This is a genomic window from Pseudomonas kribbensis, from assembly GCF_003352185.1.
Classification (GTDB): Bacteria; Pseudomonadota; Gammaproteobacteria; order Pseudomonadales; family Pseudomonadaceae; genus Aquipseudomonas; species Aquipseudomonas kribbensis.
The window spans coordinates 2,208,269-2,235,244 of record NZ_CP029608.1 but is presented as its reverse complement, the minus strand read 5'-3'; the positions used below and the strand labels follow the sequence as shown (position 1 = coordinate 2,235,244).

Here is a 26,976-nt window from a genome sequence, read left to right as displayed (position 1 = left end):
AAGGCCCCTTAACAATGCCGAAATCTGTTGACCGTATTCCGCCGATGCCGCGTATTCAGGCCATTGATCCACGGCGTTCCGAACAGAGCTGGGAGAGCGCGCCGCAATTGCTCGCGGCGCTCAACGGCGCCCGCCTCGGCGCCTGGTATTGGGATATCGAGCGTGGGCAGATCAGTTGGTCGCGGGGCACCCAGGCCCTTTTCGGCTTCGATCCACGGCAGCCGCTGCCCGAAGACCTGGAATACCTCGACCTGTTGCCGCCGGAAGACCGGGCGAAAACCATTCGCGCCTTCCACGCGGTGATAGCCGGCGCGCCCCTGGAACAGGCGATGCACCACCGCATTCGCTGGCCCGACGGCAGCCTGCACTGGCTGGAGATCAATGGCAGCCTGCTGCCGGACAAGCATGGTCGCCCCCGAATGATCGGGGTGATCCGTGAAATCACCCACCAGCGGCAACGGGAACAAGCCCTCAGCAGCTCGGAGAAACGTTTCGCCACACTGTTTCATCTGTGCCCGAACATGGTGCTGCTGACCCGCCAGGAAGACGGCCTGATCAGCGAGGCCAACCAGTATTTCGAAAGCCTGTTCGGCTGGCCGGTGCAGAGCGCCATCGGGCGCACCACCCTGGAACTGGGCCTGTGGGTGCATCCCGAGCAGCGAGCGGAACTGGTCAAGAAAACCAAAGCCAAGGGCGAACTGATCAGCATGGAGGTGCAGTTCCGCGCCAGCAATGGTCAGGTTCACGACGGGATTCTCAGCGCACAAAAGGTCGAGCTGGAAGGCCAGCCATACCTGCTGAGCACCTTTCTCGACACCACTGAACGCAAAGCCGCCGAACATGCGCTCAAGGACAGCCAGGAACGCCTCGATCTGGCACTGGATTCGGCGCAGCTCGGCACCTGGGACTGGCACATTCCCAGCGGCATGCTTTACGGCTCGGCCCGGGCCGCGCAATTGCACGGGCTGGAGCCGATTCCGTTCCACGAATCGTTCGACGAATTCTTCGAAGGCGTGCCCGGCGAAGAGCGCGACAGCATGCGTGACGCCTACCGCAGCCTGCGCGAAGGACCAGCGGGCAACTATCAATTGACGTATCGCGTGCAACTGCCAGACGGCAGCTCGCGCTACCTGGAAAGCCGCGCCCGCCTCTATCGCGACGAAAACGGCGCGCCGCTGCGCATGGCCGGTACCCTGCTCGATATCACCGATCAGGTCGAACGCGAACAACGGCTGGTGGCCTCGGAAGAAAAATTCGCCACCCTGTTCCAGGTCAGCCCCGACCCGATCTGCGTCACCCGCCAGGAAACCGGGGAGTTCATCGAGATCAACTCCAGCTTCACCCAGACTTTCGGCTGGAGCGCCACCGACGTGATCGGCCATACCGCCGAAGAAATCGGCCTGTGGGATGCGTCGGCGAAAAGCCTGCAACGCATCGAGCGGGTGATCCGCGAACAGGGCCTGAGCAATGTCGCGATCATCGTCCAGCACAAGGACGGCCAATCGCTGACCTGTGTGATTTCCAGTCGCCAGATCAGCGTCGGCAACCAGCCCTGCATCGTCACCACGCTGCGCGACATCACCCAGCAACAGCGCTCGGAAGCGGCGCTCAAGGCCAGTGAAGAGAAGTTCGCCAAGGCGTTTCACTCCAGCCCCGACGCGATCACCATCACCGAACGCGACACCGGACGCTATCTGGAGGTCAACGACGGTTTCTGTCGCCTGACCGGTTACCGTGCCGATGAAGTGGTGGGCAAAACCGTGTACCAGGTCGGTATCTGGGCCGAGGAAAAACAGCGCTCGGGGTTGCTCGCCGAGCTACAGATCAAGGGCCGCGTACACCATCAGGAAATGCTCGGGCGCAACAAGCGCGGGGAATTGCTGACTGTGGAAGTCTCGGTCGAGCCGATCACCCTCAACGAAATCGCCTGCCTGCTGATGACCGCACGGGACGTCAGCCTGCTGAAGAATGCCGAAGCGCAGATCCGTCATCTGGCCTATCACGACCCGCTGACCAACCTGCCCAACCGCGCACTGCTGATGGATCGTCTGAGCCAGCAGATCGCCCTGCTCAAGCGCCACAACTTGCGCGGCGCGCTGCTGTTTCTCGATCTCGATCACTTCAAACACATCAACGACTCGCTCGGCCATCCGGTTGGCGACACTGTGCTGAAGATCATCACCGCACGTCTCGAAGCCAGTGTGCGCATGGAAGACACCGTGGCGCGGCTCGGTGGCGATGAATTCGTGGTGTTGCTCAGCGGCCTGGAAGGCACGCGCAACGAGGTCAGCGTTCAGGTGCGGGAGTTGGCCGACACCATTCGCGAACTACTGTCGGAGCCGATGTTCCTCGACGGCCAGCGCCTGCAAGTGACGCCGAGCATCGGCGTGGCGCTGATTCCCGATCACGGCTCGACCCCGACCGACCTGCTCAAACGTGCAGACATCGCGCTGTACCGGGCCAAGGACTCCGGACGCAACACCACGCAGATGTATCACAACACCATGCAGAAAGCGGCCAGCGAACGACTGCGCATGGAGACCGACTTGCGACTGGCGCTGTCCCGTGGCGAATTCAACGTACATTTCCAGCCGCAAGTGGACGCCCGGGACAACCGCATCATCGGCGCCGAAGCGCTGGTGCGCTGGAATCACCCGGAACTCGGCGCGCAATCGCCCACCGAGTTCATCAAGGTCCTGGAAGACAGCGGGCTGATCCTCGAGGTCGGCACCTGGATCCTCGATGAAGCCTGCGATGCCTTCAAGCAACTGATCGCCGACGGCCTGATCGATCCGCTGGCGTTCAGCCTGTGCGTGAACATCAGTCCCCGGCAATTCCGCCAGAACGATTTCGTCGAACGCATCGAACACAGCATGACCAGCCATGGCCTGCCCTGCTCGCTGCTGAAACTGGAAATCACCGAAGGCATCGTGATCCAGAACCTGGAAGACACCATCAGCAAGATGCGTCGCCTGAAAAAGCTCGGCGTGAGCTTCGCCATGGACGATTTCGGCACCGGTTATTCATCGCTGACTTACCTCAAGCGCCTGCCGGTGGACACCCTGAAGATCGATCAGTCCTTCATCCGCGACGCCACCAGCGACCCCAACGACGCCGAGATCATCCGCGCCATCGTCGCCATGGCCCGCAGCCTGGAACTGGAGGTGATCGCCGAAGGTGTGGAAACCCCCGAGCAGCTGGCGTTTCTGCAAGGGCTGGGCTGCCATTTGTATCAGGGGTATCTGCACAGTCGGCCGGTGGCGCTGGAGGTGTTGAAAGGCTTGCTTGAATGACGGGTACAAAAAAGGGCGCCTTTCGGCGCCCTTCTTGTCAGTCGGCCTGGCTTATTGCAGAGCCGGCTTCTGCGCCCCGTTGATCGGGATGCGCTTGGCTTTCGCTTCTTCCGGGATCACACGCAACAGATCGATGCTCAGCAGGCCGTTGCTCAGGCCGGCGGCCTTGATCTCGATGTGATCGGCCAGACGGAAGGACAGCTTGAATGCACGCTGGGCGATGCCCTGGTGCAGGAAAGTGACGCCTTCGTTCGCGTCACGCTTGCCGCCACTGATGGTCAGCACGCCCTTCTCGACTTGCAGTTCCAGGTCTTCTTCCTGGAAACCGGCCGCCGCCACGACGATGCGATATTGATCGTCACCGTGTTTTTCGACGTTGTAAGGAGGGTAGCTGCTGCCTGGCTCGTTGCGCAGGGCGGTTTCGAACAGGTCGTTGAAACGGTCGAAACCTACCGAGGAACGGAACAGTGGAGCGAGGGAAAATGCAGTACTCATGGTTCAAATCTCCTGAAAACAATCAGCAAGGTTTTTTGTCTCCGCGACCCGAATTCGGCATCGCGTAACCCTTAGATAAGGACCTGCATTTTGTTTTCAAGAGATTATTCGAAGATTTTTTCAGGCGGCTTCGGCGACCGGCAAGCCCAGCAAACGCGAGACCTGATCCGGCTCGGTTTCGCGGCGAAGCACGGTAAACAGCTCGGTGGCTTCGGGATAATTGCGGGTCAGCATCGCCAGCCATTGCTTCAAACGGCCCGGTGATTGGCGCGCAGTCATCTGCGCCTTGGCTTGCAGCCAGAAGTCCTGGATCAGTGGCATCAGCTCGGCCCAGGTCATCTCGACGACTTCCTCACCGGCACGGGCGGCAGCGATCTGCTTGGCCAGATCGGGACGCGAAACCAGACCACGACCGAGCATGATGTCCTCGACGCCGCTGATTTCCCGGCAACGACGCCAGTCTTCAACACTCCAGATGTCGCCGTTGGCGAACACCGGCACCTTGACCACATCCTGCACACGCGGAATCCACTCCCAATGGGCCGGCGGCTTGTAGCCATCCATCTTGGTCCGGGCGTGAACCACGATATGCTCGGCGCCACCCTCGGCCAGCGCCGTGGCGCACACCAGCGAGCCGTCCGGGCTGTCGAAACCCAGGCGCATCTTGGCGGTGACCGGAATGTGCGCCGGCACTGCACGTCGCACGTGTTCGACGATCTGGTTGAGCAGCTCCGGCTCCTTGAGCAGCACCGCGCCGCCACGGGACTTGTTGACGGTCTTGGCCGGGCAGCCGAAGTTCAGATCGATCACTTCGGAACCCAATTCGCATGCAAGCGCAGCGTTTTCCGCCAGGCACACCGGGTCGGAACCCAGCAATTGCACGCGCAGCGGCACGCCGGAAGCGGTGCGGGCACCGTTGAGCAGTTCAGGACCGAACTTGTGGAAATAGGCCGGGGTCAGCAACTGGTCGTTGACCCGGATGAACTCGGTCACGCACCAGTCGATACCGCCGACACGGGTCAGGACATCGCGCAGGATGTCGTCGACCAACCCTTCCATCGGCGCCAGAGCAATTTGCATGGGAAACACACACTCAAGGAAAAACGTGCGGCAGTTTACTGGGTTTCGCGGGTTAAACCCATGTCCGCTGTCTGGATGGCCGGGCCGTAACCCTCGATGAACTCGGCGGGCATGCGCTTGGGTCTGCCGGTGGACAGCTCGATGCAGACGAAGGTGGTCTGGGCGCGCAGCAGCGTGGTGTTGTCGCTGGGGCGAATCAGCTGGAATTGACGGGTCATTTTCAGGCGCTGATCCCAATCGACGATCCAGGTCGCCAATTGCAGTTCGTCACCTTCGTAGGCGGCTGCGAGGTAGTCGATTTCGTGTCGCACCACCGCCATCGCCCGATCCAGACGACGATACTCGACCAGATCCAGGCCCAGCCGCTGCGAGTGGCGCCAGGCACAACGTTCGAGCCAGGAGACGTACACCGCGTTGTTTGCGTGTCCCAGCCCGTCGATGTCCTCAGCGCCCACTTGCAGATCAATGGTAAACGGCGTTGCCCGATCCCAGCCCATGCCCTACTCCCGGTCAAATGATTCATCCGGGGCAGTGTAACGGATGACTAGGCCGATTGCCGCGCCTGAAGACTGCGACCGGCCAGCAGTGATAACACGCCATCAATCACCCGAGGGTCGGCCAGCACGCGCTGGTGGCCGCCGGCCTCCAGGCGCAGCAGTCGGCTGTCGAACCAGGATTCGTGGATCAGTTGGGACTCCTTGACCGAGACGAAGGTGTCGTCTTCGGCATGCACGATCAGGCCTGGCATATCCAGTTGATAGTGAGCGACATCGAGGGTGGCGGCGCGCATGCCGACGTCCTGTTCGACTTGGCGGATGAAGGCAGAACGAGCTCTCGGCGGCATTCCGACGTAGCGGGCAAACCCGCGCAACACCCCCAGAATTCGGGCCGGCGCGGCAATGCTGACCAGGGTTTCGGTGCGCAGGCCCAGTTGCACGGCGAGCATGGCGCTGGCGCCACCCATGGAGTGACCGATGACCGCTTGCAGCGGTGGCAATTCAGCAGCGGCTTCGAGCATGGCCCGGGCAAACAGTACGACGTTGGCTTCGCGTCCAGGTGATCGCCCGTGGGCCGGACCGTCGAGAGCGACGACGGTGTAACCTGATTCGACCAGCGCGGTAATCAGCGCAGCAAACTGGGTCGGCCGCCCTTCCCAACCGTGCATCAGCAGAACCGTCGGCCCTTGCCCCCAACGCAGCGCGGAGAGGCCGAAACGCAACGTGATCCGCTCGGATTTCGCCAGCAGTGGCAATTCCCAATCCCGTGGCGAGTTTGCGCGGGGCGTCATGAATGCCAGCCGCATTTTGCTTGCCACCAGTTTCGGTGCAAACCAGCCCAAGGTGCCATTAACGCCGCGAACCCACTTCAACGTGCTCATCGCTCTCTCCTCAGGCTTGCTGCCTTCAGGTCAACGCACCGCCGATTTGGCAGCGCGCAGCAATCGATCGGATAAATCACCAGGCCCCAACGCCCTTGAGAGCGCCAGACCACCTACCATCAGGGCCACGTCGGCCAACGCTTTATCGATGTCTTCAGGGCTTGAAGCCAACTGCGCGATCATCAGTTCCAGGTGCTCGTTCAGCGCTATGCGAAATTCTTCCGGCAGCCGCCCAAGCTCACCGATGGAAGCCGGGATCGGGCAGGCCGAGTCACTGGAATCACGGTGCTTGCGCGACAGGTAGAACGCGGCCACCAGGGCGCGACGCTCTTCACCGGTCAATTCGGAGTCCATGTCGGCGATCAGGTCGCGGCGGCGACCCAGCAACTGCTTGAACGCTTCAAGCATCATTGCGTCCTTGCTTTCGAAGTGCGCATAGAAGCCACCGACAGTCAGGCCGGCGGCGCCCATCACTTCACCCACGCTCGGCTCGGCCGGGCCACGCTGGATCAGAGCGGCACTGGCAGCCTTGAGGATGCGTTCGCGGGTTTGAGCTTTTTTGTCGTTCATCGTTGCCTCCGAATATTACGATTAGAATATTATTCTCATAATAATATTCTGCAAGTCGAAAATATGACCGCTGGTCTGAAGCACAGTTTAAGGAAAAAGGAGATTTGGCCAAACGCCAGACAAACAAAAGGGCCATTCAATAATTGAATGACCCTTATAAATCCCGCAAGGCGGGTAATCGTGGCGTCCCCTAGGGGACTCGAACCCCTGTTACCGCCGTGAAAGGGCGGTGTCCTAGGCCACTAGACGAAGGGGACACAAACCTTCTATACAACTGATCAGTGCTGAGATCTGATCGATTCAAGGCCGGTGTGGCCAGACCTTGAACTGTAAATTGGTGGAGCTAAGCGGGATCGAACCGCTGACCTCCTGCATGCCATGCAGGCGCTCTCCCAGCTGAGCTATAGCCCCGGATTTTTCGCCTCGCGGCGGAGCGACTACTTGTAACATCGCTTCTGTAAAACTGGCGTCCCCTAGGGGACTCGAACCCCTGTTACCGCCGTGAAAGGGCGGTGTCCTAGGCCACTAGACGAAGGGGACGCAAACCCTTCTATACAGCTGATCAACGCTGAGTGTTGATCGCTTCGAAGCCGGTGTGGCCAGGCTTCGAAGTGTAAATTGGTGGAGCTAGACGGGATCGAACCGTCGACCTCTTGCATGCCATGCAAGCGCTCTCCCAGCTGAGCTATAGCCCCTCATCGTTGATGTCATCGCTGAGGACGGGGCGAATCTTAAGGGCGTATCGAAAGCCTGTCAAACTTATTTTTGAAAAATTTCAAAATTTTTTGTCGGCATAACAATCACTTACCGCCCTCCCCCCGTAAATTCGGGGGAAAACGCCGAAGGACGGGATCAAAAGATCCTGACCTGCGGCGCGTCCTGCAGAGTCAAACGCAATCAGGCGATAGCGCCCAACAGCTTTTCCCACTCTTTGTTTTCTTTCTTCGACACGCCGCCCAGCAGGTCAATCGCCTGGCGCAGACGGAAACGGGTCAGGTCCGGCCCGAGGATTTCCATCGCATCGAGCACCGACACCGAGCTCGCCTGACCGGTGATCGCCGCAAACATCAACGGCATCGCATCACGCAGCTTCAGCTCGAGAGATTCGACCACCGCCTGAATCGTCGCGGTGATGCTGTCCTTCTCCCACTGGCGCAGGCTTTCCAGTTTCCACAGGATCAACTGCATCAACTGCCGAACCTGATCACCCGAGAGCTTTTTCGATTCGAACAGCTTGGCATCCGGATTGACGCCACCGGCGAAGAAGAACCCGGCCAGCGGTGCAACCTGGCTGAAGGTTTCGACACGGCCCTGAACGTGCGGCGCGATCTTCATCATGTATTCGGAGTTGAACGCCCACTTCTGTACGCGAGCAGCGAACTCTTCCACCGGCAGATCACGCAGCCACTGGCCGTTGAGCCACGAGAGTTTCTCGATGTCGAAAATCGGCCCGCCCAGCGACACGCGCTTGAGGTCGAAGTTGTCGACCATTTCCTGCAGCGAGAACTTCTCGCGCTCGTCCGGCATCGACCAGCCCATGCGGCCCAGGTAGTTGAGCATCGCTTCAGGCATGAAGCCCATGCGCTCGTAGAACGTCACCGAGGTCGGGTTCTTGCGCTTGGACAGCTTGCTCTTGTCCGGGTTACGCAGCAGCGGCATGTAGCACAGCTCTGGCTGTTCCCAGCCGAAGTATTCGTAGAGCAGGATCAGTTTCGGTGCCGATGGCAGCCATTCCTCGCCACGCAGAACGTGGGTGATACCCATCAGGTGGTCGTCGACCACGTTGGCCAGGAAGTACGTCGGCAGGCCGTCGGTCTTCATCAGCACTTGCATGTCCATGCGATCCCACGGGATCTCGACATCGCCACGCAGCATGTCCGGCACCACGCAGACGCCTTCGGTCGGCACTTTCATGCGGATCACGTGGGGTTCGCCGGCAGCCAGGCGGCGCGCGACTTCTTCCTTGGACAGCAACAGCGCACGGCCGTCGTAGCGCGGGGTTTCGCCGCGCGCCATTTGCTCGGCGCGCATCTGGTCCAGCTCTTCGGCGGTGCAGAAGCACGGGAAAGCGTGGCCCATGTCGACCAGTTGCTGGCAATACTTCTGATAGATGTCGCCACGTTCGCTCTGGCGATAAGGACCGTGCGGGCCGCCGACGTCCGGGCCTTCGCTCCAGTCGATGCCGAGCCAGCGCAGAGCGTCAAAGATCTGCTGTTCGGACTCGCGGGTCGAACGCAGTTGATCGGTGTCTTCAATGCGCAGGATGAACTCACCGCCGTGCTGCTTGGCAAAGCAGTAGTTGAACAATGCGATGTAAGCGGTACCTACGTGGGGATCCCCGGTAGGCGATGGCGCGATGCGAGTGCGGACGGTGGTCATGGCATGTCTCGAAAAGAATGAAAAGCAAAGAACAATCAAGCGGCGAATGGTAACAGGCGACACCCGCCCCGCTCCAGCGGGCAGGGCATTTAAGCCAATTTTGCGTCTGTAACGCCCGTAGGCCGTGGTGAATGGCTGAATATCAGCAGACGGCATTTACCGTTCATCGGCTGTATGCCAGATTCGCCTGCTGATAACTTTCCTTACAATTCCTCGACTACAGTTTGCCCATGCCTGCCCAACTCAAGCGTCGCCTGTTCATTTTCCTGCTGCTCGTCCTGCTGATTGCCGGGGGCTTTTTCGCTCATTGGTTTTTCAAGGGCCGCTTTTATGAAAGCACCGACAACGCCTATGTCCAGGGTGAAATCACCCGCGTGTCGAGCCAGTTGAGCGCGCGCATCGACGAAGTCCTGGTGCAGGACAACCAGCACGTGGAAAAAGGCCAATTGCTGGTGCGTCTCGAAGGCGACGACTTCCGCCTCGCCGTTGATCGCGCCAATGCCGCCCTCGCCACCCGTGAAGCCGAGCGCCTGCAAGCCCAGAGCAAACTGACTCAACAATCCAGCCTGATCGCCGCCAGCGAAGCGCAAGTGGCAACCACGCAAGCCACACTGGGCCGTTCTCAAATCGATCTGTCCCGCGCAGAAGCCCTGCGCAAACCCGGCTTCGTTTCCGAGGAGCGGGTCACCACCCTCTCCGCCGACAACCACATTGCCCGTTCGCAAGTGGCCAAGGCCCAGGCCGATGCGCAGAGCCAGCGCCAGCAGGTCAGCGCACTGAGCGCCGAAATCAAACGCCTTGATGCACAGATCGCCAACGCCCGCGCCGACCTCGCCCAGGCCGAACTGAACCTGACCCGCAGCGAAATCCACGCACCGATCAGCGGCCTCGTCGGCCAGCGCGCCGCACGTAACGGCCAGATCGTTCAGGCCGGCGCGTATCTGCTGTCGATCGTTCCGGACGAAGACATCTGGGTGCAGGCCAACTTCAAGGAAACCCAGATCGGCCGCATGCAACCGGGGCAGAAGGCCGAGCTGGTCTTCGACGCTTATGGCGATACGCCGATCGAAGCCCGGGTCGACAGCCTGTTCGCGGCCTCCGGCGCGCAATTCAGTCTGTTGCCGCCGGACAACGCCACCGGCAACTTCACCAAGGTCGTACAGCGGATTCCGGTCAAGCTGACCTTCAAAGCCGATAACCCGCTGCACGGCAAAATCCGTCCGGGCATGTCGGTCACCGCCACCGTGAATATCAAAGACGCCCCAGACAATGGCCGGTGATCAACTGATCCGCCCGGTCGGCGAACCGACCCGGCGGGACTGGATCGCGGTGATGAGCGTGATGCTCGGCGCCTTCATGGCGGTGCTCGACATCCAGATCACCAACTCGTCGCTCAAGGACATTCAGGGCGCCCTGTCGGCGACCCTGGAAGAAGGCTCGTGGATTTCCACCTCGTACCTGGTGGCGGAAATCATCATGATCCCGCTGACCGCGTGGCTGGTGCAGTTGCTTTCGGCGCGACGGCTGGCGGTGTGGGTCTCGTTGGGGTTTCTGATTTCGTCGTTGCTGTGTTCGATGGCCTGGAGCCTCGACAGCATGATCGTGTTCCGCGCCATGCAGGGCTTCACTGGCGGCGCGCTGATTCCGCTGGCCTTCACCCTGACCCTGATCAAACTCCCCGAACACCACCGCGCCAAAGGCATGGCGATGTTCGCCATGACCGCCACTTTCGCCCCGTCCATCGGACCGACCCTCGGCGGCTGGCTCACGGAAAACTGGGGCTGGGAGTACATCTTCTATATCAACGTCCCGCCGGGGCTGATCATGATCGCTGGCCTGATGTACGGCCTGGAGAAGAAAGAAGCGCATTGGGAACTGCTGAAAAGCACCGATTACACCGGCATCCTGACGCTGGGCATCGGCCTTGGTTGCCTGCAGGTGTTTCTTGAAGAAGGCCATCGCAAGGACTGGCTGGAATCGAGCCTGATCGTGACGCTGGGCAGCATCGCCCTGCTGAGCCTGATCACCTTTGTGATCGTGCAGATTTCCAAGCCCAATCCGCTGATCAACCTCGGCATCCTGCGCAATCGCAACTTCGGGCTGTCGAGCATTTCCAGCCTGGGCATGGGCGTCGGGCTGTACGGTTCGATCTATCTGCTGCCGCTGTATCTGGCGCAGATCCAGAACTACAACGCCTTGCAGATCGGCGAAGTGATCATGTGGATGGGCGTGCCGCAGCTGTTCCTGATTCCGCTGGTGCCGAAGCTGATGAAGTTCGTCTCGCCCAAATGGCTTTGTACTTTGGGGTTCGGGCTGTTCGGGCTGGCGAGTTTTTCATCCGGCGTGCTCAACCCGGACTTTGCCGGGCCGCAGTTCAATCAGATCCAGATCATCCGCGCCCTCGGCCAGCCGTTGATCATGGTGACCATTTCGCTGATCGCCACGGCTTATATCCTGCCGCAGGATGCGGGTTCGGCGTCGAGCCTGTTCAACATCCTGCGCAACCTCGGCGGCGCCATCGGCATCGCCTTACTCGCGACGTTGCTGGATGCACGCACCAAGACCTATTTCGATTACTTGCGTGAAGCGGTGGTGCCGACCAATCCGCAGGTGGCCGAACGCCTGGCATCGATGACCGATCGCTTTGGCAGTGACACGGCAGCGCTGGGGAAATTGAGTGACATCGTCCATCAGCAGGCGCTGATCATGGCCTACAACGATGCCTTTCATTTTGTCGGGATTGCGCTGGGGATCAGCATGTTGGCGATCTTGCTGACCAAGAAGCTGCCGCAGGGGCTGAAGGCCGGGGAAGCTCACTGAGACCGAGTCGCCCCAATCGCGAGCAGGCTCGCTCCCACATTGGATCTGTGTTGTTCACAAGTTTCCTGTGGGAGCGAGCCTGCTCGCGATGAGGAACTATCGGGCAATAAAGATCAAACAGCCAAAAGGCGCTCACGCAGCTTGGCAATCTCGTCGCGCATCTGCGCCGCCGCTTCGAACTCCAGGTCGCGGGCCAGCTGGTACATCTTCTCTTCCAGTTGGCGAATACGCTTGGTGATCTCGCTTGGCGAACGCAATTCCGCTTCGTACTTGGCGTTTTCTTCGGCGGCCTTGGCCATGCCTTTGCGCTTCTTGCTGCGTGAACCGGGCACGGTGGCGCCTTCCATGATGTCGGCGACGTCCTTGAACACGCCCTTTGGCGTGATGCCGTTGGCCAGGTTGAAGGCGATCTGCTTGTCGCGACGGCGCTCGGTTTCGCCGATGGCGCGCTCCATCGAACCGGTAATGCGATCCGCGTAGAGAATCGCCCGGCCATTGAGGTTACGTGCCGCACGGCCGATGGTCTGGATCAACGAACGCTCGGAACGCAGAAAGCCTTCCTTGTCCGCATCGAGAATCGCCACCAGCGACACTTCAGGCATGTCCAGACCTTCACGCAGCAGGTTGATCCCCACCAGTACATCGAAGGTACCGAGGCGCAGGTCGCGAATGATTTCCACCCGTTCGACGGTGTCGATGTCCGAGTGCAGATAACGCACGCGCACGCCGTGATCGGCCAGGTAATCGGTCAGGTCCTCAGCCATACGCTTGGTCAACGTAGTGACCAGCACCCGCTCTTCCAGCGCCACGCGCTTGGTGATTTCCGAGAGCAGATCGTCGACCTGAGTCAGCGCCGGGCGTACTTCCACCTGCGGGTCGACCAGACCGGTCGGGCGTACGACTTGCTCGATCACTCGTCCGGCGTGCTCGGCTTCGTAGTTGCCGGGCGTGGCCGAGACAAATATCGTCTGCGGGCTCACCCCTTCCCACTCGTCGAAGCGCATAGGCCGGTTGTCCAGCGCCGATGGCAGGCGGAAGCCGTATTCCACCAGCGTTTCCTTACGCGAACGGTCGCCCTTATACATCGCGCCGACTTGCGGCACGCTGACGTGGGATTCGTCGATTACCAGCAACGCATCGGCAGGCAGGTAGTCGTATAGGGTTGGCGGAGCCGCACCGGCCGGGCGTCCGGACAGGTAGCGCGAGTAGTTTTCGATGCCGTTGCAGTAGCCGAGTTCGAGGATCATCTCCAGGTCGAACCGGGTTCGCTGCTCCAGACGCTGGGCTTCGACCAGTTTGTTGTTGTTGCGCAGGTATTCCAGACGTTCCTGCAACTCGACCTTGATCCCTTCGATGGCGTCGAGCAGGGTTTCCCGGGGCGTCACGTAGTGGCTTTTCGGGTAGAAGGTGAAACGCGGCAGCTTGCGGATGACTTCGCCAGTCAGCGGGTCGAATGCGGAAATGCTTTCGACTTCATCATCGAACAACTCGATGCGGATCGCTTCGAGGTCGGACTCGGCCGGATAGATGTCGATTACGTCGCCGCGTACCCGGAACGTCGCCCGGGCGAAATCCATATCGTTGCGGGTGTATTGCAGGTCAGCCAGGCGCCGTACCAGCGCACGCTGATCGAGTTTGTCGCCGCGATCGACGTGCAACACCATTTTCAAATAGGTTTCCGGGCTGCCCAGACCGTAGATGCACGACACCGTGGTGACGATGATCGCGTCCTTGCGCTCCAGCAATGCCTTGGTCGCAGACAGGCGCATCTGCTCGATGTGGTCGTTGATCGACGCATCCTTCTCGATGAAGGTGTCGGACGACGGCACATAGGCTTCGGGCTGGTAGTAGTCGTAGTAGGAAACGAAGTACTCGACGGCGTTGTTCGGGAAGAACGACTTGAACTCGCCGTACAACTGCGCGGCCAGAGTCTTGTTCGGCGCCAGCACCAGGGTCGGACGCTGCACCTGGGCGATCACGTTGGCGATGCTGAAGGTCTTGCCCGAACCGGTCACACCGAGCAGGGTCTGGTGCGCCAGCCCGGCTTCAATGCCCTCGACCATCTGGCGAATGGCTTCAGGCTGATCGCCGGCAGGGTCGAATCGGGTGACGAGCTGGAATTCAGACATAAACACCTCTGGAATCGCGACGCCGGCGACAAACCGCAGCACCACGAGAAAGACCGCAAACGACCGATGTCGCGCAAGGAAAAACGAAGATTGTGCTGAATGTGGAGCCGATTGCCTCGCCTTTCAAGGCAAACGTCCTACATCCGGTAAAGTCTCCGACAAGTCCATTCGACTAACGGTCGAGAAATAATCGGAAAAACTTACCTGAAAACCCGATTCGCCTGTCGCCATTGATCGATGATGGCCTCTATACTAGCTCCCCGTTTGTGCACCGCTCTAGTGCATTCGGCTGGAGCGCCACACGTCCCTCCACTCTCCATTAGAGCTGCCGTAAAAATGAGCCTGTTCTCCGCTGTCGAAATGGCACCCCGCGATCCAATCCTGGGCCTCAACGAAGCATTCAACGCCGATACCCGGACCAATAAGGTCAACCTCGGGGTGGGTGTGTACTGCAACGAAGAGGGGCGAATTCCACTCCTGCGCGCCGTTATCGAAGCCGAAACCATTCGCGCTGCTCAGCACGCCTCCCGTGGCTACCTGCCGATCGACGGCATCGCTGCCTACGACCAGGCTGTGCAAAAGCTGCTGTTCGGCAATGATTCGCCACTGCTGGCCGCTGGTCGCGTGGTCACCACTCAGGCCGTCGGCGGGACCGGCGCACTGAAAATCGGTGCCGACTTCCTCAAGCAACTGCTGCCGAACGCCGTTGTGGCGATCAGCGACCCGAGCTGGGAAAACCACCGCGCGCTGTTCGAAACCGCCGGTTTCCCGGTGCAGAACTACCGTTACTACGACGCCGCCACCCACGACGTAAACCGTGCCGGCCTGCTCGAAGACCTCAACGCTCTGCCGAACGGCTCGATCATCGTGCTGCACGCTTGCTGTCACAACCCGACCGGCGTCGACCTGAGCCCGGCGGACTGGAACAACGTGCTGGAAGCGGTCAAGGCCAAAGGTCACGTGCCGTTCCTCGACATGGCTTACCAGGGTTTCGGTGACGGCATCGACGAAGACGCCGCTGCCGTGCGTCTGTTCGCCGAGTCCGGCCTGACCTTCTTCGTGTCGAGCTCGTTCTCCAAGTCGTTCTCGCTGTACGGCGAGCGCGTCGGCGCGCTGTCGATCGTCAGCGAATCGAAAGAAGAAAGCGCCCGCGTTCTGTCGCAGGTCAAGCGCGTGATCCGCACCAACTACTCCAACCCGCCGACTCACGGCGCAAGCGTTGTCGCCGCTGTGTTGAACAGCCCGGAACTGCGCGCCCAGTGGGAAGCGGAACTGGCTGAAATGCGCCTGCGCATTCGCGGCATGCGCGAGCAGATGGTCGCTCTGCTGGCGAAAAAAGCCCCGCAGCGTGACTTCAGCTTCGTCGGTCGTCAGCGTGGCATGTTCTCCTACTCCGGCCTGACCACCGAGCAGGTTCACCGCCTGCGCAACGAGTTCGGCATCTACGCCCTGGACACCGGCCGCATCTGCGTCGCCGCGCTGAACCAGAGCAACATCGAAGTCGTGACGGACGCCATCGTTCAGGTCATCTGATCCGGCGCAGCACTGAAAACGGGAAGCTTTCGGGCTTCCCGTTTTTATTTGTCTGAAGAAAAGCCGCAACACCCTCTAGACTGCACACAGACGATATTTCAGAGAGCCGACATGAAAAACGATGACCTGCGCGCCGACCGCGATGAGCTGGACTACTATCCGCCCCGCACCTCGGGCAAACGCGAAAAGAGCCTGGTACTGCAAGTGGCGGCCGGCGTGTTTCTCGGTGGACTGGCCCTTTGGCTGGTGCAACTGGCGGCCACAGCGTTGTATGCCAAACTGCTGATGGGCACCTTTACATTCGGCGGCTGAAAACCGCTCAGCAAAAAAATATCCGACAAAGCTTGACTAGTCTTTTTAAATCAGTAACATACGCACCAATTCCGCAATAGCTCAGTTGGTAGAGCAAGTGACTGTTAATCACTGGGTCCCTGGTTCGAGTCCAGGTTGTGGAGCCAAATACAGAGCCCCTGAATCGAAAGATTCAGGGGCTTTTTTGTGGACGTTGAAAAAGTCCGCGCCACAAAAAGGGCCGATCAGTTTCCCAACTGATCGGCCCTTTTCTATTTCAGAAACAGCGGTCAGACGTGCTCGCTGCTCTTGGCATGCACTTTCGGTGCGCCATGACCGTGATCCGAATCCGGATCGATCACCGGCACTTCATTGCCGTCGCAATCATGCAGCTTGCCGTCGCTGAAGTAATCACCTTCACGCAGCGCCGCCAGATCCCGATAACGCAGGGTCCGCTCCTCTGCCGCCGCGAACACTGACTGCTGATCCGAGTTGCCGGCCGTGAAGTGGTTGAACGCCAGGTTCAGCAGGATCGCCATGATCGCCGACGAACTGATGCCCGAATGGAAAATGGTCGCGAACCAGCTCGGGAAGTGATCGTAGAAGTTCGGCGCGGCAATCGGGATCATGCCGAAACCGATTGAGGTCGCAACGATGATCAGGTTGACGTTGTTGCGGTAATCGACCTTGGACAGCGTGCGGATGCCACTCGCCGCCACGGTGCCGAACAGCACGATGCCGGCGCCGCCGAGTACCGAGGTCGGCACTGCTGCGATCACCCGGCCCATGAACGGCAGCAGGCCGAGGATCACCAGGAAGATGCCGCCGGTCGCCACCACATAACGGCTCTTGATACCGGTCACCGCCACCAGCCCGACGTTCTGGGCGAAGGCGCTCTGGGTGAACGAGCCGAAGATCGGCGCAAACATGCTCGACAGCATGTCCGCCCGCAGGCCGTTGCCCAGACGCTTGGAATCGACCTTGGTGCCGATAATTTCACCGACCGCCAGGATGTCCGCCGAAGTTTCCACCAGGGTCACCATGACCACGATGCACATCGACAGGATCGCAGCGAAGTGGAAGGTCGGCATGCCGAAATGGAACGGTGTCGGGAAGCCGAACATCGGCCCTTGGGTGACGCTGGAGAAATCCGCCATGCCAAGGAGCACCGCCAGCACCGTGCCGATCACCATCGCCAACAGGATCGACAGGCGCGAGATAGTGGAGCTGCCGATCTTGCTCAGCAGCAGCACCAGCACCAGCGTGACCGCCGCCAGACCGATGTTCTGCATGCTGCCGAAGTCCGGAGCGTGGCTGTTGCCACCCATGGCCCAGCGGGCGGCCACCGGCATCAGCGTCAGGCCGATGGTGGTGATCACGATGCCGGTAACCAGCGGCGGGAAGAACTTGGTAATGCGCGAGAACACCGGCGTGATCAGCAAACCGATCAACGACGCGGCAATCACCGCCCCGAGTACCGACTGAAAGCCGCCCTCCCCGCCACTGCTGACAATTGCCACCATCGTGGCAACACCGGAGAACGACACGCCCTGCACCAGCGGCAGCTGACATCCGAAAAACGGCAGACCCAGGGTTTGCAGCAACGTGGCCAGCCCCCCCGCAAACAATGAAGCAGCAATCAACAGACCAATGTCCGCCGGCGACAACCCGGCAGCCTGACCGATGATCAGTGGCACCGCGACGATACCGCCATACATGGTCAGAACATGTTGCAGGCCGTAAGCCATATTCGCGCCGACCCCGAGGTTTTCGTCCTCGGGCCGTTGGTGTGAAACATGGGGCGTTTTCATGGTGGGGGGTTCCCTGGTTTTTGTTATGCGCACACTGTATTCAATACTCGTGACAAATGTCCATAGAGTTGTATACAACTTATCGGTCACATTATGGATAGGTAGCCACCCAACCTTCTATCCCGCCGCTTCCATCCCCCACAAATCCGGCAACACATCGTTAACTGGCCCCGCGTTTTATCCACCTAGGCTGAAGTGTTCATGGCGACCGACGGTGCGGCCGCGCTCTTTTTTATACATATAAAGTATGCATAATGAAGTCATTCAAGATTCAGTTCGACAAAAGCAAGAATGCTGCCAACAAACTCAAGCACAGAGGGATCAGCCTCGCCGAGGCCGAGCCGGTCTTCCACGACGAACGAGCACTGACGATTGAGGATAACGACCATGACGAACAACGCTGGATCACACTCGGCACCGACGCCAAGGGACGTTTGCTGGTCGTTGTGTACAGCTATCGGGAGCCGAATATTGTTCGAATCATTTCCGCACGCGTCGCAACGCCCAGCGAGCGACGCCAATACTTTCCGGAGACTTGATCAATGAAGGATGAGTACGATTTCAGCCAAGGTAAACGGGGCGCCGTCGCCTCCAACAAGGGCAAGACCCGCATCACCATCATGCTCGACGACGCGGTCATCGAGGCTGCACGCAAGGTCGCCGAAGACGAAGGATTTGGTTACCAAACGGTGATCAACAACACTCTGCGCCACGCACTGCTTAACAGCCGTGGCAATGCCGATGAACTCGAGCATTCCATCGGTCAATTCAAGAAAGGCATCACCGCCACCGACCTCAAGAGTCTTGAGAAAAAACTGTCGGCGGCCGTAAACGAAATCCGGCGGGTGCTGGAGCCGGATGCAAAACCTTAGGCTTCAAGCCGGCTGGATCAAGCGCGCCAGTGCCAGACGCGCACCAGGCTGGTGCGGCAAGCGCAGGCCGAATTCCCGCTCCAGCAATTCGATGAGCTCATCGACATCCGTCACTTCGCGCCGCTCGCTCTCGGCACCGATGCGGTGGATCGCGAAACTGCCGTTGTTCAACGTGCGTCGCCAGCCGTCGCCCGTACGCGCGACCATCAGGCGCTGGGCGAACGGTGAATCCGGATGGGTCGAGACATACCAGTTGCCAAGGGTGTAATCGATGTCTTCCTGGCGTTGCAGGTCGAACAAGTACATCGGCCGCCATTCGCCGGCGACCCTGGCCCGCAGCATGTAGCCATCGGCCTGCGCTTCGATGCGATACGGCTCGTGCGGCGTGGTTTGCTCGGCCTCGGTATCCAGAATCAACGGTGCGGTCGGCACCATGCCGCCGAAGCCGACATCGGTAATGTAGCGCACGCCGTCGAGGGTCAACAGGCTCAAGCGATGAGTGCGCGCCGTCCAGCTGCCTTCGGGCTGATTCATGACCACACGCCCGCTGATGCCCCGCGCATCGAATCCCAGTTCCAGCAACAAGGCCAGAAACAGATTGTTGAGTTCGTAGCAGTAACCGCCACGGGCATCCTCCAGAACCTTGCGCTGGATCGACGGCAGATCGATCAGTACAGGTTCGCCGCTGAGCGTCGACAGATTCTCGAAGGGAAAGGCGCCGGTATGACGCAACTGCAACAGACGCAGGGTCTCAAGGGTGGGTGCCGGGGGCGTGTCGAATCCCAATCGTTGCAGATACTGTTTCAGATTCGTCAGGCGTGGCTCGCTCATTGCTCGGTCCTTATGCATGGAGACGCGGATCGTTCCGCCGATGGTCGCCATGTATACGGGATCAGGGCATTGAATCGACAATTGATTTCACCAATCGGCCTTGGCGCCTGAACCGACGGTTGCAACGACGCTGCCCGATGCGGCGTAATAAGCCCTCGCCCGAACTGCCGAGAACCACGCCCCATGCACATCACACTGGAAGGCCAGGGCATCGTCCTGCGCCCCCTGCAATATTCCGATGCCGACGCCCTGCTCCACGCTGCCGCAGACGGTGAGCTGTGGAATCTCACCGTCACCGTGGTGCCGTCGGCGAGCACTGTCGACAGCTATCTGAAAAAGGCCCTCGACGGGCGTGAAGCAGGCACGGTCTTGCCGTTTGTGATTGTGTTGAAGGAAACCGGCGAGGTGATCGGCTCGACCCGTTTCTGGAAGATAGACCCGCTCAATCGCAAACTGGAGATCGGCAGCAGCTGGATCTCGGCGCGCTTCCAGAAAACCTTCGTCAACACTGAAGCCAAGTACCTGATGCTGCGCCACGCCTTCGAAGTGCTCGATTGCGTGCGCGTGCAATTCACCACCGACGAAAACAACCAGAAATCACGCAACGCGATCCTGCGCCTGGGCGCACAGCAGGAAGGCATCGTGCGACACGAACGGATCATGCCCGACGGCCGCAAGCGCAACTCGGTGCGTTTCAGCATCATCGATGACGAATGGCCACAGGTGCGCCAGAACCTCGAACAGAAACTCGCCGGATACGAACGCCGCTGATCCGGCTCAAGCGCGATGGCGCAGCCACTGCAGGAAGCCTCTTTTCGGCACGGCTACCGGCGTTTCCTGAGTCAGCGCCTGCGCCTTGAGCAGGCGGAAATCGAGCAGCGCCTTCATTGCATCGTTGATGTCATGACGGGCATCCAGGCAAGGCTTGAGATATGACTTCTCGATGCGGTACAGGGCGCAGAATGTCTTGGCGGAAAAGTCGGCCGGCAACGAGGTGTCGGAAAGAATCCCGGCCTCGCCGATCACTTCCCCCGGCCCCATGCGTCCTGATTCGAACGGTACGCCGTGCCGGTTCAACGTCACCGAAACCACACCGGACTCGATGATGAACAAATGATCGCTGACCTCCCCGCCCGCCAGAATGATCTCGCCGGCACGGAAGGTTTGCAGGGCCATGTTCTGGCTGAAAGTCTCTTTTTCTTCCTGACGCAGGGTGGAGAAAATCGGCGAGCTGTCGAGCAGCGCCCGTGGTCGTGAGAGGTGGGCCGGGGCGGCGGGTTCATCGCTCGACAGCAGATTGACCCCGGACGCTTGCAGATGCCGGTAGGCCAGATCGAACAACTGATTGCGCACCGCACGCTTCTCACTCATCGACGCCACGAAGCCACTGATTTCATATTCCGCCCCGGCACTGCTCGAACTCTTCAGCGCGACGCTTGGCGCCGGGTTGTCCAGCAACGGGCGACAGCCCTGCATCGCCCGCTCCAGGGCGTCGATCACTGAGTTCGGCCGCGCATGGGGGCTGACCTGCACACTCACGGCAACACCGAACATGTTGCTCGGGCGGCTGAAGTTGATGATCTTGGCCTTGGCCGCCAGCGAGTTGGGAATCACCGCCATGCTGCCCTGGGAGGTTTGCAGGCGCGTGGCGCGCCAGTCGATGTCGGTGACCCGCCCTTCCGTGCCGTCGATGGAAATCCAGTCATCGAGTTGATAAGGCTTGGTGGTATTCAGGACGATCCCGGAAAACACGTCGCTCAGGGTGCTTTGCAACGCCAGACCGACGATGATCGCCAGTGCTCCGGACGTGGCCAGTACGCCCTTGACCGGCAGGTCCAGCACATAGGCCAGCGCCGCGATGATGGCGATCAGGAAAATCACCGCGCCGAGCAGATCCTGCAACAGCCGCCCGGTGTGGCCGACCCGCTGCATCATCACCGCGCCGATCAACACCGTCAGTGTGCGTGCGCCGAACAGCCACCAGCCGATCTGCAACCCGGTCGCCGCCAGATGCAGCGGCACGTTGTCGGCCCACGGCGCCGGCTCCATCGGATTGAGGCCTTCGTTGAACAGCAGCACGCTGAACAGGCTGAAAATCAGCACCCGCACCAGCAGCTTCCATTCGCTGCCGTGAGAACTGATCAGGCGCCACAGGCCCAGGTCGAGCAGGATCAGGATCAACGCGCAGAACAGCGGATGTTCAGTCAGCAGTGACAGCATCAAACAACTCCGACAGAGGTCAATCGCGAGAAGATCGCACAGATTGGGCTTAGTGTAGGAGCAATTGATTTGGCGGGATAAGGGCGATTGAATGCCCTCTCAAAAAAGCTGTGGGAGCCAGCACGCTGGCTCCCACAATGTCGATCTACGCGGGCATCCGTCCGAACCGGCCAGACTGGAAATCAACGAACGCCTGGTGAATTTCCTGCTCGGTATTCATCACGAACGGGCCGTGACCGACGATCGGCTCATCGATCGGTTCGCCACTGAGCAGCAACACCATCGCGTCCTCGCTGGCCTCAAGCGTCAGGCGGTCACCCTCACGCTCGAACAACGCCAATTGCCCTACGCCCGCCGACTCCTCGCCGTTGATCCGGACCGAGCCACGCAGCACCACCAGCGCAGTGTTGCGGCCTTCGTGCAGCTCCAGCGTCAGCAACTTGCCGGCATTGAGGCGCAGATCCCAGACATCGATGGGCGTGAAGGTCCGGGAAGGTCCCTTTTGGCCGTCGAATTCACCCGCGATCAGACGCAGGTTGCCGGCACCGTCCGGGAGGGCGACGTTCGGGATATCGCTGTCGAGAATCGTCTGGTAACCCGGTTCAGCCATTTTGTCTTTGGCCGGCAGGTTGACCCACAGCTGCACCATTTCCAGGTTGCCACCCGTTCTGGCGAAATCTGCGGAGTGAAACTCCTCGTGCAGGATTCCGGAAGCAGCGGTCATCCATTGCACGTCACCCGGGCCGATCTTGCCGCCGCTGCCGGTGGAATCGCGGTGCTCCACTTCGCCGTCATAAACGATGGTCACGGTTTCGAAACCACGATGCGGGTGCTGCCCCACGCCACGTCGTTCAGTGGTCGGGGTGAAATGCGCGGGACCTGCGTGATCGAGCAACAGGAACGGGCTGATGTGCTTGCCCAGGTTGTCGTAAGAAAACAGTGTGCGAACCGGAAACCCATCGCCGACCCAGTGGCCGCGAGGGCTGGTGTAGATACCGATGAGGTTTTTCATGGCGGGCTCCGAATTGAGGTTGATCATGGACTGATCATAAATTCGCCACGTATTTAGCACTAGTCAGCCAAAACCGTCCTCATCGTTCTACTGGTGGAACGATACCGCATCACAGTGATTCGTGACTTTCAGTCAACAGTACTTTGCCCCGACAGCGGTTTTTCTCAAGGAAGCAGCAGCGGATACTCCCGTCCATTCCCACTGCAACCCAGGAGTTCTAGATGTCTGTTCCCGCTTTCGGTCTTGGTACGTTTCGCCTGCAAGGTCAGGTGGTCATCGATTCGGTGAGCACCGCCCTCGAGCTGGGCTACCGGGTCATCGACACCGCGCAAATCTACGAGAACGAAGCCGAGGTCGGCCAGGCCATCGCCGCCAGCGGCATCCCTCGCGACGAATTGTTCATCACCAGCAAGATCTGGATCGCCAACTTCGCCGGTGACCGTCTGATCGAGAGCCTCAAGGAGAGTCTGCAAAAGCTGCAGACCGACTACCTCGACCTGACGCTGATCCACTGGCCGTCGCCGGAGGATCAGGTGCCGGTGGAAGAATTCATGGGCGCCCTGCTGGAGGCCAAACGCTTGGGCTTGACCCGGCAGATCGGTGTGTCCAACTTCACCATCGACCTGATGAAACAAGCCATTGCAGCGGTTGGCGCAGAGAACATCGCCACCAACCAGATCGAGCTGCACCCGTACCTGCAAAACCGCAAGGTCGTGGAATTTGCCCAGAGCCAGGGTATCCAGATCACCTCGTACATGACCCTGGCCTATGGCGAAGTGCTGAAAGATCCACTGGTTGTCGAAATCGCCCAGCGCCTGCAAGCCACCCCGGCTCAGGTCACTCTGGCGTGGGCGATGCAATCGGGTTACGCGGTGATTCCATCGTCGACCAAGCGCGCCAACCTGCAAAGCAACCTCGGCGCCACCGCGCTGACGCTGAGCGACGCGGACATGGCGCTGATTGCGACTCTGGAGCGCGGCCATCGCCTGACCAGCCCCCAAGGCATCGCGCCGCAGTGGGACTGACCGCTCACGCCTGAAGTTGCTGCGCGAGGTCGTGCATGGCCACGCGCAGCAATTCGATTGCAACTTTCAATGCGGCCTCGGGCTCACCGTCCCCGCAGGCCTGTTCGAGTATCCGGCACGCCGAAACCACGCGTTCGGCACCGATCACATGCGCTCCGCCTGTAATGTGATGTGCCAGATCCTTCAGACCTGCACGATCACCTTCCCGCCCTGATTCCTCCAGACGCTCCAGATCGCTGTGCAGACTGCTCAGCACCTCCTCACGCAACTGCCCGATGAGCGGGTTGTCCGCTCCCGCCAATTGCAACAGCGAACTCAGATCAAAACCGGGCAATACCTGCTCCTCAGTTCCTGTGACCTGCATTTCGTCGGGCTCCGCGGTCATCAGCGCCAGGCTCAGTTCCCGCAGCAGAACCGGTTTGAACAGGCAATCATCCATTCCGGCTGCCAGACATCGCTGCTTTTCCTCCAGCTGTGCATTGGCGGTATACCCCAGAATCAGACAAGCCGCCCTGCCCGCCGCCTTTTCATCTTCGCGAATCGCTCGCGCCAGGTCATAACCGTTGAGCCCGGGCAAGTTAATGTCGGTAATCAGCGCATCAAAAGATTGACCGCGCCACAGATCCAGCGCCTGTTCACCACTCCCGATGTCGACAAAGCGATGCCCGAGCTCGCTCAACTGCCGACACAGCAGCAGACGATTCACCGGATGGTCGTCCACCACCAGTACGTCCAGTGACCTTGCTGCCATCACTGTCGGCGTCACAACGTCCTCCTGACCGGACAACTCCAGCACGGGCAGTTCCAGGCGCAGCATGACTTGTGTGCCTCGTCCGGGTTCGCTGGTCATCCACAAGTCGCCGCCCATCATCCGGCACAGGCTGCGGCTGATCACCAGTCCCAGACCGGAACCGCTGCGGGCCGGCAACGGCTGACTGCCGACCTGCACAAACGGGCTGAACAAGCGTTGCTGATCTTCGGCGCTGATGCCCCGGCCGCTGTCCTCAATGACAACGCCGATTTCCAGCAGCCCGTCCCGCTCGGTGAACACTCGCAATCGAAGGCTCACGTCGCCTTCATCGGTAAACTTGATCGCATTGCTCAGCAGATTCGACAACACCTGCTTGAAACGCAGGGCGTCGAGCATCACCTCGACATTGCTGCGCTCATCCAGCTCGACATGCCACGACAACTGCTTCTGGCGCGCCACTCCTTCGAAAATCCGACACACCGACAACACCGACTCACGCAGATTGACGCGCTCGGGAGCCAGCGACAGATGACCGGATTCGATGCGAGCGATATCGAGAATATCGCCGATCAATGCCAACAGTTGCTGCCCCGCCGTGGACGCCACCTGGATAGCCCCACGGTCGGTCACGCCTTCATCGGCATGCTTGAGCGCCAGTTCGAGCATGCCCAGCAAGGCATTCATGGGCGTACGGATTTCGTGACTCATGACTGCCAGAAAGGTGCTCTTGGCCCGGTTGGCGTCATCCGCCGCGTCCTTGGCTTCCTGCAGTTGAAGCAGCCATTGCTGGCGCTGGCGAATCTGCCAGCGCTGAAAGCCGATCCAGCCCAACGCCAACAGCCACAGCCCGAACGCACCGGCGAATCCAAGCAGGATCTCCCGTCGATGGCGCTGCCAGTAACTGTCATCGGCAACCGCGTCTCGGCCCCAGCGCTCGACCAGATCGTCGAGTTCCTTGGGGGCGATGCTCAACAGTGCCTTGTTCAGAATCGAATGCAACACCACGGCATCCGGTGCGGTGGCCAATGCAATCCGGGCGGGCTGATCCCCCACCGTACCGACTATCCGGGTACGCCCCCGGTACTGACGGGAGATCAGATAACGCGCCACCATCAACGAGCTCAGTGTGGCATCGGCCTGCCCACTGACAATCGCTTCCATCCCGGCAGCCGGGCTTGGTACTTCAACCAATCTGAGCTGCGGTACTCGCTCCAGCAGAAAATCGCGCAACGGGTGCCCGCGATAGATCGCCAGCCGTTTGCCGGCCATGTCGTCCAGCGCTCTCACGCCCGACGCCGATACACCGCTGACCAGCACGAACGGATTGTTCAGATAGGCCCGGGAAAAACGCATTTCGAGTTCACGCTCGCTGCTGGGTGTCACCACGGGCAGCAGATCAAGTTCCCCGGCCTTCAATTGTTCGATCTGTCGGTCCAGCGACTGCCCCCGTACGATCTCGAACTTCAGGCCGCTGCGCTGACTGATCAGGCTCAACAACTGCGCCGCAAGCCCCTGCACTTTTCCTTCGGCATCAAAGAACGTCAACGGGGCGAAATCCTCAATCGCACCGACCCGCACGCTCGGATGCCGGTCGAGCCACGCCTGTTCACTGCCGCTGAGACTTACCCGCGCTTGTCCCGACATGTCCGCACGCCCGGCACTCCAGCGCAGTTCCATGGCCAGGCGCTGCTCCATGGGAATGGCCAGCAAGGCCTTGTCGACCAGCCGTTTCAAGCGTGTGTTGCTGCGAGTCAGGGCAAAGGCGAACGGGTTGGCGTCGAGGCCCGAAGGGCCGGCCAGTTGCAGGTCGTTATGGAAGTTGATGTTGATCAGATAGCTGGCACTGATGAAGTCGCCGAGGTACAGGTCATCTCGTCCGAATGCCACGGCGCCGAGGGCATCGAGAATCGAGCGATAGCGCTGCAAGGTGGCTTGCGGGTAAGCCTTCTGGATGGTCGAAGCCGGCAGGTAGTCATCCACCATGGCGATGCGCTTGCCTGCCAAATCATCGGGCAACGGATCGTCGAGCCGGGTCACCCACATCGGCTGATCTTCGGCATAGGCGCGAGACAGCATCAGCTCGGGATCGGCAACCTCATAGTTGTTCGAGGTGCCCAGCAAGTCCAGTTCGCCGGCCTTGAGCGCAGCCATGGCGCTTTCGCGGTCGGGGTAGCACCAGACCTCGATCCGGACATTCAGCACTTGTGCGATCGCGTCGGCGTACTCGGCCGTGAGGCCTTCGAGTTCATGCCGGTTGCGGGTCAACTCAAAGGGCGGATAGTCCGGCCCGGAGGCGCCGATGCGCAGTACCGGGTGTGACCGGAGCCACTGACGATCCTGCGCGTCAAGGCGAACCTGCGCGCCCTCCAGTCGGGTGCGAGAGATGATTTCCAGTTTTTGCGCAGCCCCGGAGGCCTGCACCGCGCTTGCCAAAAGTAAGATCATCAGAAGAATGCATCGCAGCGGCCTCATCATCGGGCAGCCTC

At 60.2% G+C, this 26,976-nt stretch carries 21 protein-coding genes and 5 tRNA genes; 10 read left to right on the top strand and 16 right to left on the bottom strand.

Annotation, left to right across the window (positions count from 1 at the left end):
- The first annotated feature begins 14 nt into the window (after positions 1 to 14).
- Positions 15 to 3,293: a PAS domain S-box protein gene (locus tag DLD99_RS10280; RefSeq protein ID WP_114882101.1), complete on the top strand. Its 3,279-nt coding sequence runs from the start codon at positions 15 to 17 to the stop codon at positions 3,291 to 3,293.
- Between the two features lie 51 nt (positions 3,294 to 3,344).
- Here the strand turns inward: DLD99_RS10280 and DLD99_RS10275 are convergent, their stop codons facing one another.
- The 10 genes from DLD99_RS10275 to gltX form a co-directional block, all read right to left on the bottom strand.
- Positions 3,345 to 3,788 (bottom strand): Hsp20 family protein, encoded by a 444-nt coding sequence (locus tag DLD99_RS10275; protein WP_114882100.1) that lies wholly within the window; start codon positions 3,786 to 3,788, stop codon positions 3,345 to 3,347.
- A 120-nt stretch (positions 3,789 to 3,908) separates the two neighbouring features.
- Positions 3,909 to 4,868 carry a tRNA dihydrouridine synthase gene (locus DLD99_RS10270; protein WP_085711993.1) on the bottom strand — a complete coding sequence of 320 codons (960 nt, stop codon included), beginning with the start codon at positions 4,866 to 4,868 and terminating at the stop codon, positions 3,909 to 3,911.
- Between the two features lie 35 nt (positions 4,869 to 4,903).
- A complete protein-coding gene (locus DLD99_RS10265; RefSeq protein ID WP_114882099.1) occupies positions 4,904 to 5,365 on the bottom strand; it encodes an acyl-CoA thioesterase in 462 nt (153 codons plus the stop codon).
- A 47-nt stretch (positions 5,366 to 5,412) separates the two neighbouring features.
- Entirely contained in the window at positions 5,413 to 6,246 is an 834-nt protein-coding gene (locus DLD99_RS10260; protein WP_114882098.1) for an alpha/beta fold hydrolase, read from the bottom strand.
- Positions 6,247 to 6,276: 30 nt separating this feature from the next.
- Complete coding sequence (locus DLD99_RS10255) at positions 6,277 to 6,816, bottom strand: TetR/AcrR family transcriptional regulator (protein ID WP_007956432.1); 540 nt, start codon at positions 6,814 to 6,816, stop codon at positions 6,277 to 6,279.
- Between the two features lie 181 nt (positions 6,817 to 6,997).
- Positions 6,998 to 7,073 (bottom strand) — tRNA-Glu (locus DLD99_RS10250).
- Positions 7,074 to 7,151: 78 nt separating this feature from the next.
- Positions 7,152 to 7,227, bottom strand: a tRNA-Ala gene (locus tag DLD99_RS10245).
- A 53-nt stretch (positions 7,228 to 7,280) separates the two neighbouring features.
- Positions 7,281 to 7,356: transfer RNA gene (locus tag DLD99_RS10240), tRNA-Glu, on the bottom strand.
- A gap of 79 nt (positions 7,357 to 7,435) precedes the next feature.
- Positions 7,436 to 7,511 (bottom strand) — tRNA-Ala (locus DLD99_RS10235).
- Between the two features lie 202 nt (positions 7,512 to 7,713).
- Positions 7,714 to 9,195 (bottom strand): glutamate--tRNA ligase, encoded by a 1,482-nt coding sequence (gene gltX / locus DLD99_RS10230; protein ID WP_085711989.1) that lies wholly within the window; start codon positions 9,193 to 9,195, stop codon positions 7,714 to 7,716.
- A 230-nt stretch (positions 9,196 to 9,425) separates the two neighbouring features.
- On the opposite strand from gltX, the gene DLD99_RS10225 reads away from it, so the two are divergent.
- Both DLD99_RS10225 and DLD99_RS10220 read left to right on the top strand, forming a co-directional pair.
- The gene (locus tag DLD99_RS10225) at positions 9,426 to 10,475 is read left to right on the top strand and encodes an HlyD family secretion protein (protein WP_114882097.1); all 1,050 of its coding nucleotides are present in this window, start codon (positions 9,426 to 9,428) and stop codon (positions 10,473 to 10,475) included.
- Positions 10,465 to 12,015 (top strand): MDR family MFS transporter, encoded by a 1,551-nt coding sequence (locus DLD99_RS10220; protein ID WP_114882096.1) that lies wholly within the window; start codon positions 10,465 to 10,467, stop codon positions 12,013 to 12,015. Before DLD99_RS10225 ends, DLD99_RS10220 begins: the two co-directional genes overlap by 11 nt.
- Before the next feature lie 113 nt (positions 12,016 to 12,128).
- On the opposite strand, the gene uvrB is transcribed toward DLD99_RS10220, so the two are convergent.
- Positions 12,129 to 14,144: an excinuclease ABC subunit UvrB gene (gene uvrB, locus DLD99_RS10215; protein ID WP_114882095.1), complete on the bottom strand. Its 2,016-nt coding sequence runs from the start codon at positions 14,142 to 14,144 to the stop codon at positions 12,129 to 12,131.
- Positions 14,145 to 14,480: 336 nt separating this feature from the next.
- Between uvrB and DLD99_RS10210 the strand changes: the two genes are divergently transcribed.
- The 3 genes from DLD99_RS10210 (at position 14,481) to DLD99_RS10200 (ending at position 16,135) form a co-directional block, all read left to right on the top strand.
- A complete protein-coding gene (locus tag DLD99_RS10210) occupies positions 14,481 to 15,677 on the top strand; it encodes an amino acid aminotransferase (protein ID WP_114882094.1) in 1,197 nt (398 codons plus the stop codon).
- A 111-nt stretch (positions 15,678 to 15,788) separates the two neighbouring features.
- Positions 15,789 to 15,989 (top strand): hypothetical protein, encoded by a 201-nt coding sequence (locus DLD99_RS10205; RefSeq protein WP_065257405.1) that lies wholly within the window; start codon positions 15,789 to 15,791, stop codon positions 15,987 to 15,989.
- Between the two features lie 70 nt (positions 15,990 to 16,059).
- A tRNA-Asn gene (locus tag DLD99_RS10200) sits at positions 16,060 to 16,135 on the top strand.
- A gap of 123 nt (positions 16,136 to 16,258) precedes the next feature.
- On the opposite strand, the gene DLD99_RS10195 is transcribed toward DLD99_RS10200, so the two are convergent.
- Entirely contained in the window at positions 16,259 to 17,779 is a 1,521-nt protein-coding gene (locus DLD99_RS10195; RefSeq protein ID WP_114882093.1) for a nucleobase:cation symporter-2 family protein, read from the bottom strand.
- A 254-nt stretch (positions 17,780 to 18,033) separates the two neighbouring features.
- Between DLD99_RS10195 and DLD99_RS10190 the strand changes: the two genes are divergently transcribed.
- Entirely contained in the window at positions 18,034 to 18,318 is a 285-nt protein-coding gene (locus DLD99_RS10190) for a BrnT family toxin (protein WP_114882092.1), read from the top strand.
- A gap of 3 nt (positions 18,319 to 18,321) precedes the next feature.
- A complete protein-coding gene (locus DLD99_RS10185) occupies positions 18,322 to 18,651 on the top strand; it encodes a BrnA antitoxin family protein (protein WP_114882091.1) in 330 nt (109 codons plus the stop codon).
- 3 nt (positions 18,652 to 18,654) lie between these two features.
- Here DLD99_RS10185 and DLD99_RS10180 read toward each other — a convergent pair whose 3' ends face one another.
- A complete protein-coding gene (locus tag DLD99_RS10180; RefSeq protein ID WP_114882090.1) occupies positions 18,655 to 19,482 on the bottom strand; it encodes an arylamine N-acetyltransferase family protein in 828 nt (275 codons plus the stop codon).
- A 183-nt stretch (positions 19,483 to 19,665) separates the two neighbouring features.
- On the opposite strand from DLD99_RS10180, the gene DLD99_RS10175 reads away from it, so the two are divergent.
- Positions 19,666 to 20,253 (top strand): GNAT family N-acetyltransferase, encoded by a 588-nt coding sequence (locus DLD99_RS10175; protein ID WP_114882089.1) that lies wholly within the window; start codon positions 19,666 to 19,668, stop codon positions 20,251 to 20,253.
- A 6-nt stretch (positions 20,254 to 20,259) separates the two neighbouring features.
- On the opposite strand, the gene DLD99_RS10170 is transcribed toward DLD99_RS10175, so the two are convergent.
- Entirely contained in the window at positions 20,260 to 21,702 is a 1,443-nt protein-coding gene (locus tag DLD99_RS10170) for a mechanosensitive ion channel family protein (RefSeq protein ID WP_085711979.1), read from the bottom strand.
- Between the two features lie 145 nt (positions 21,703 to 21,847).
- The gene (locus tag DLD99_RS10165; protein ID WP_114886634.1) at positions 21,848 to 22,714 is read right to left on the bottom strand and encodes a pirin family protein; all 867 of its coding nucleotides are present in this window, start codon (positions 22,712 to 22,714) and stop codon (positions 21,848 to 21,850) included.
- Positions 22,715 to 22,935: 221 nt separating this feature from the next.
- On the opposite strand from DLD99_RS10165, the gene dkgB reads away from it, so the two are divergent.
- Complete coding sequence (gene dkgB, locus DLD99_RS10160; protein WP_114882088.1) at positions 22,936 to 23,739, top strand: 2,5-didehydrogluconate reductase DkgB; 804 nt, start codon at positions 22,936 to 22,938, stop codon at positions 23,737 to 23,739.
- 4 nt (positions 23,740 to 23,743) lie between these two features.
- Here the strand turns inward: dkgB and DLD99_RS10155 are convergent, their stop codons facing one another.
- A complete protein-coding gene (locus tag DLD99_RS10155) occupies positions 23,744 to 26,965 on the bottom strand; it encodes a transporter substrate-binding domain-containing protein (protein ID WP_114882087.1) in 3,222 nt (1,073 codons plus the stop codon).
- Positions 26,966 to 26,976 lie beyond the last annotated feature (11 nt).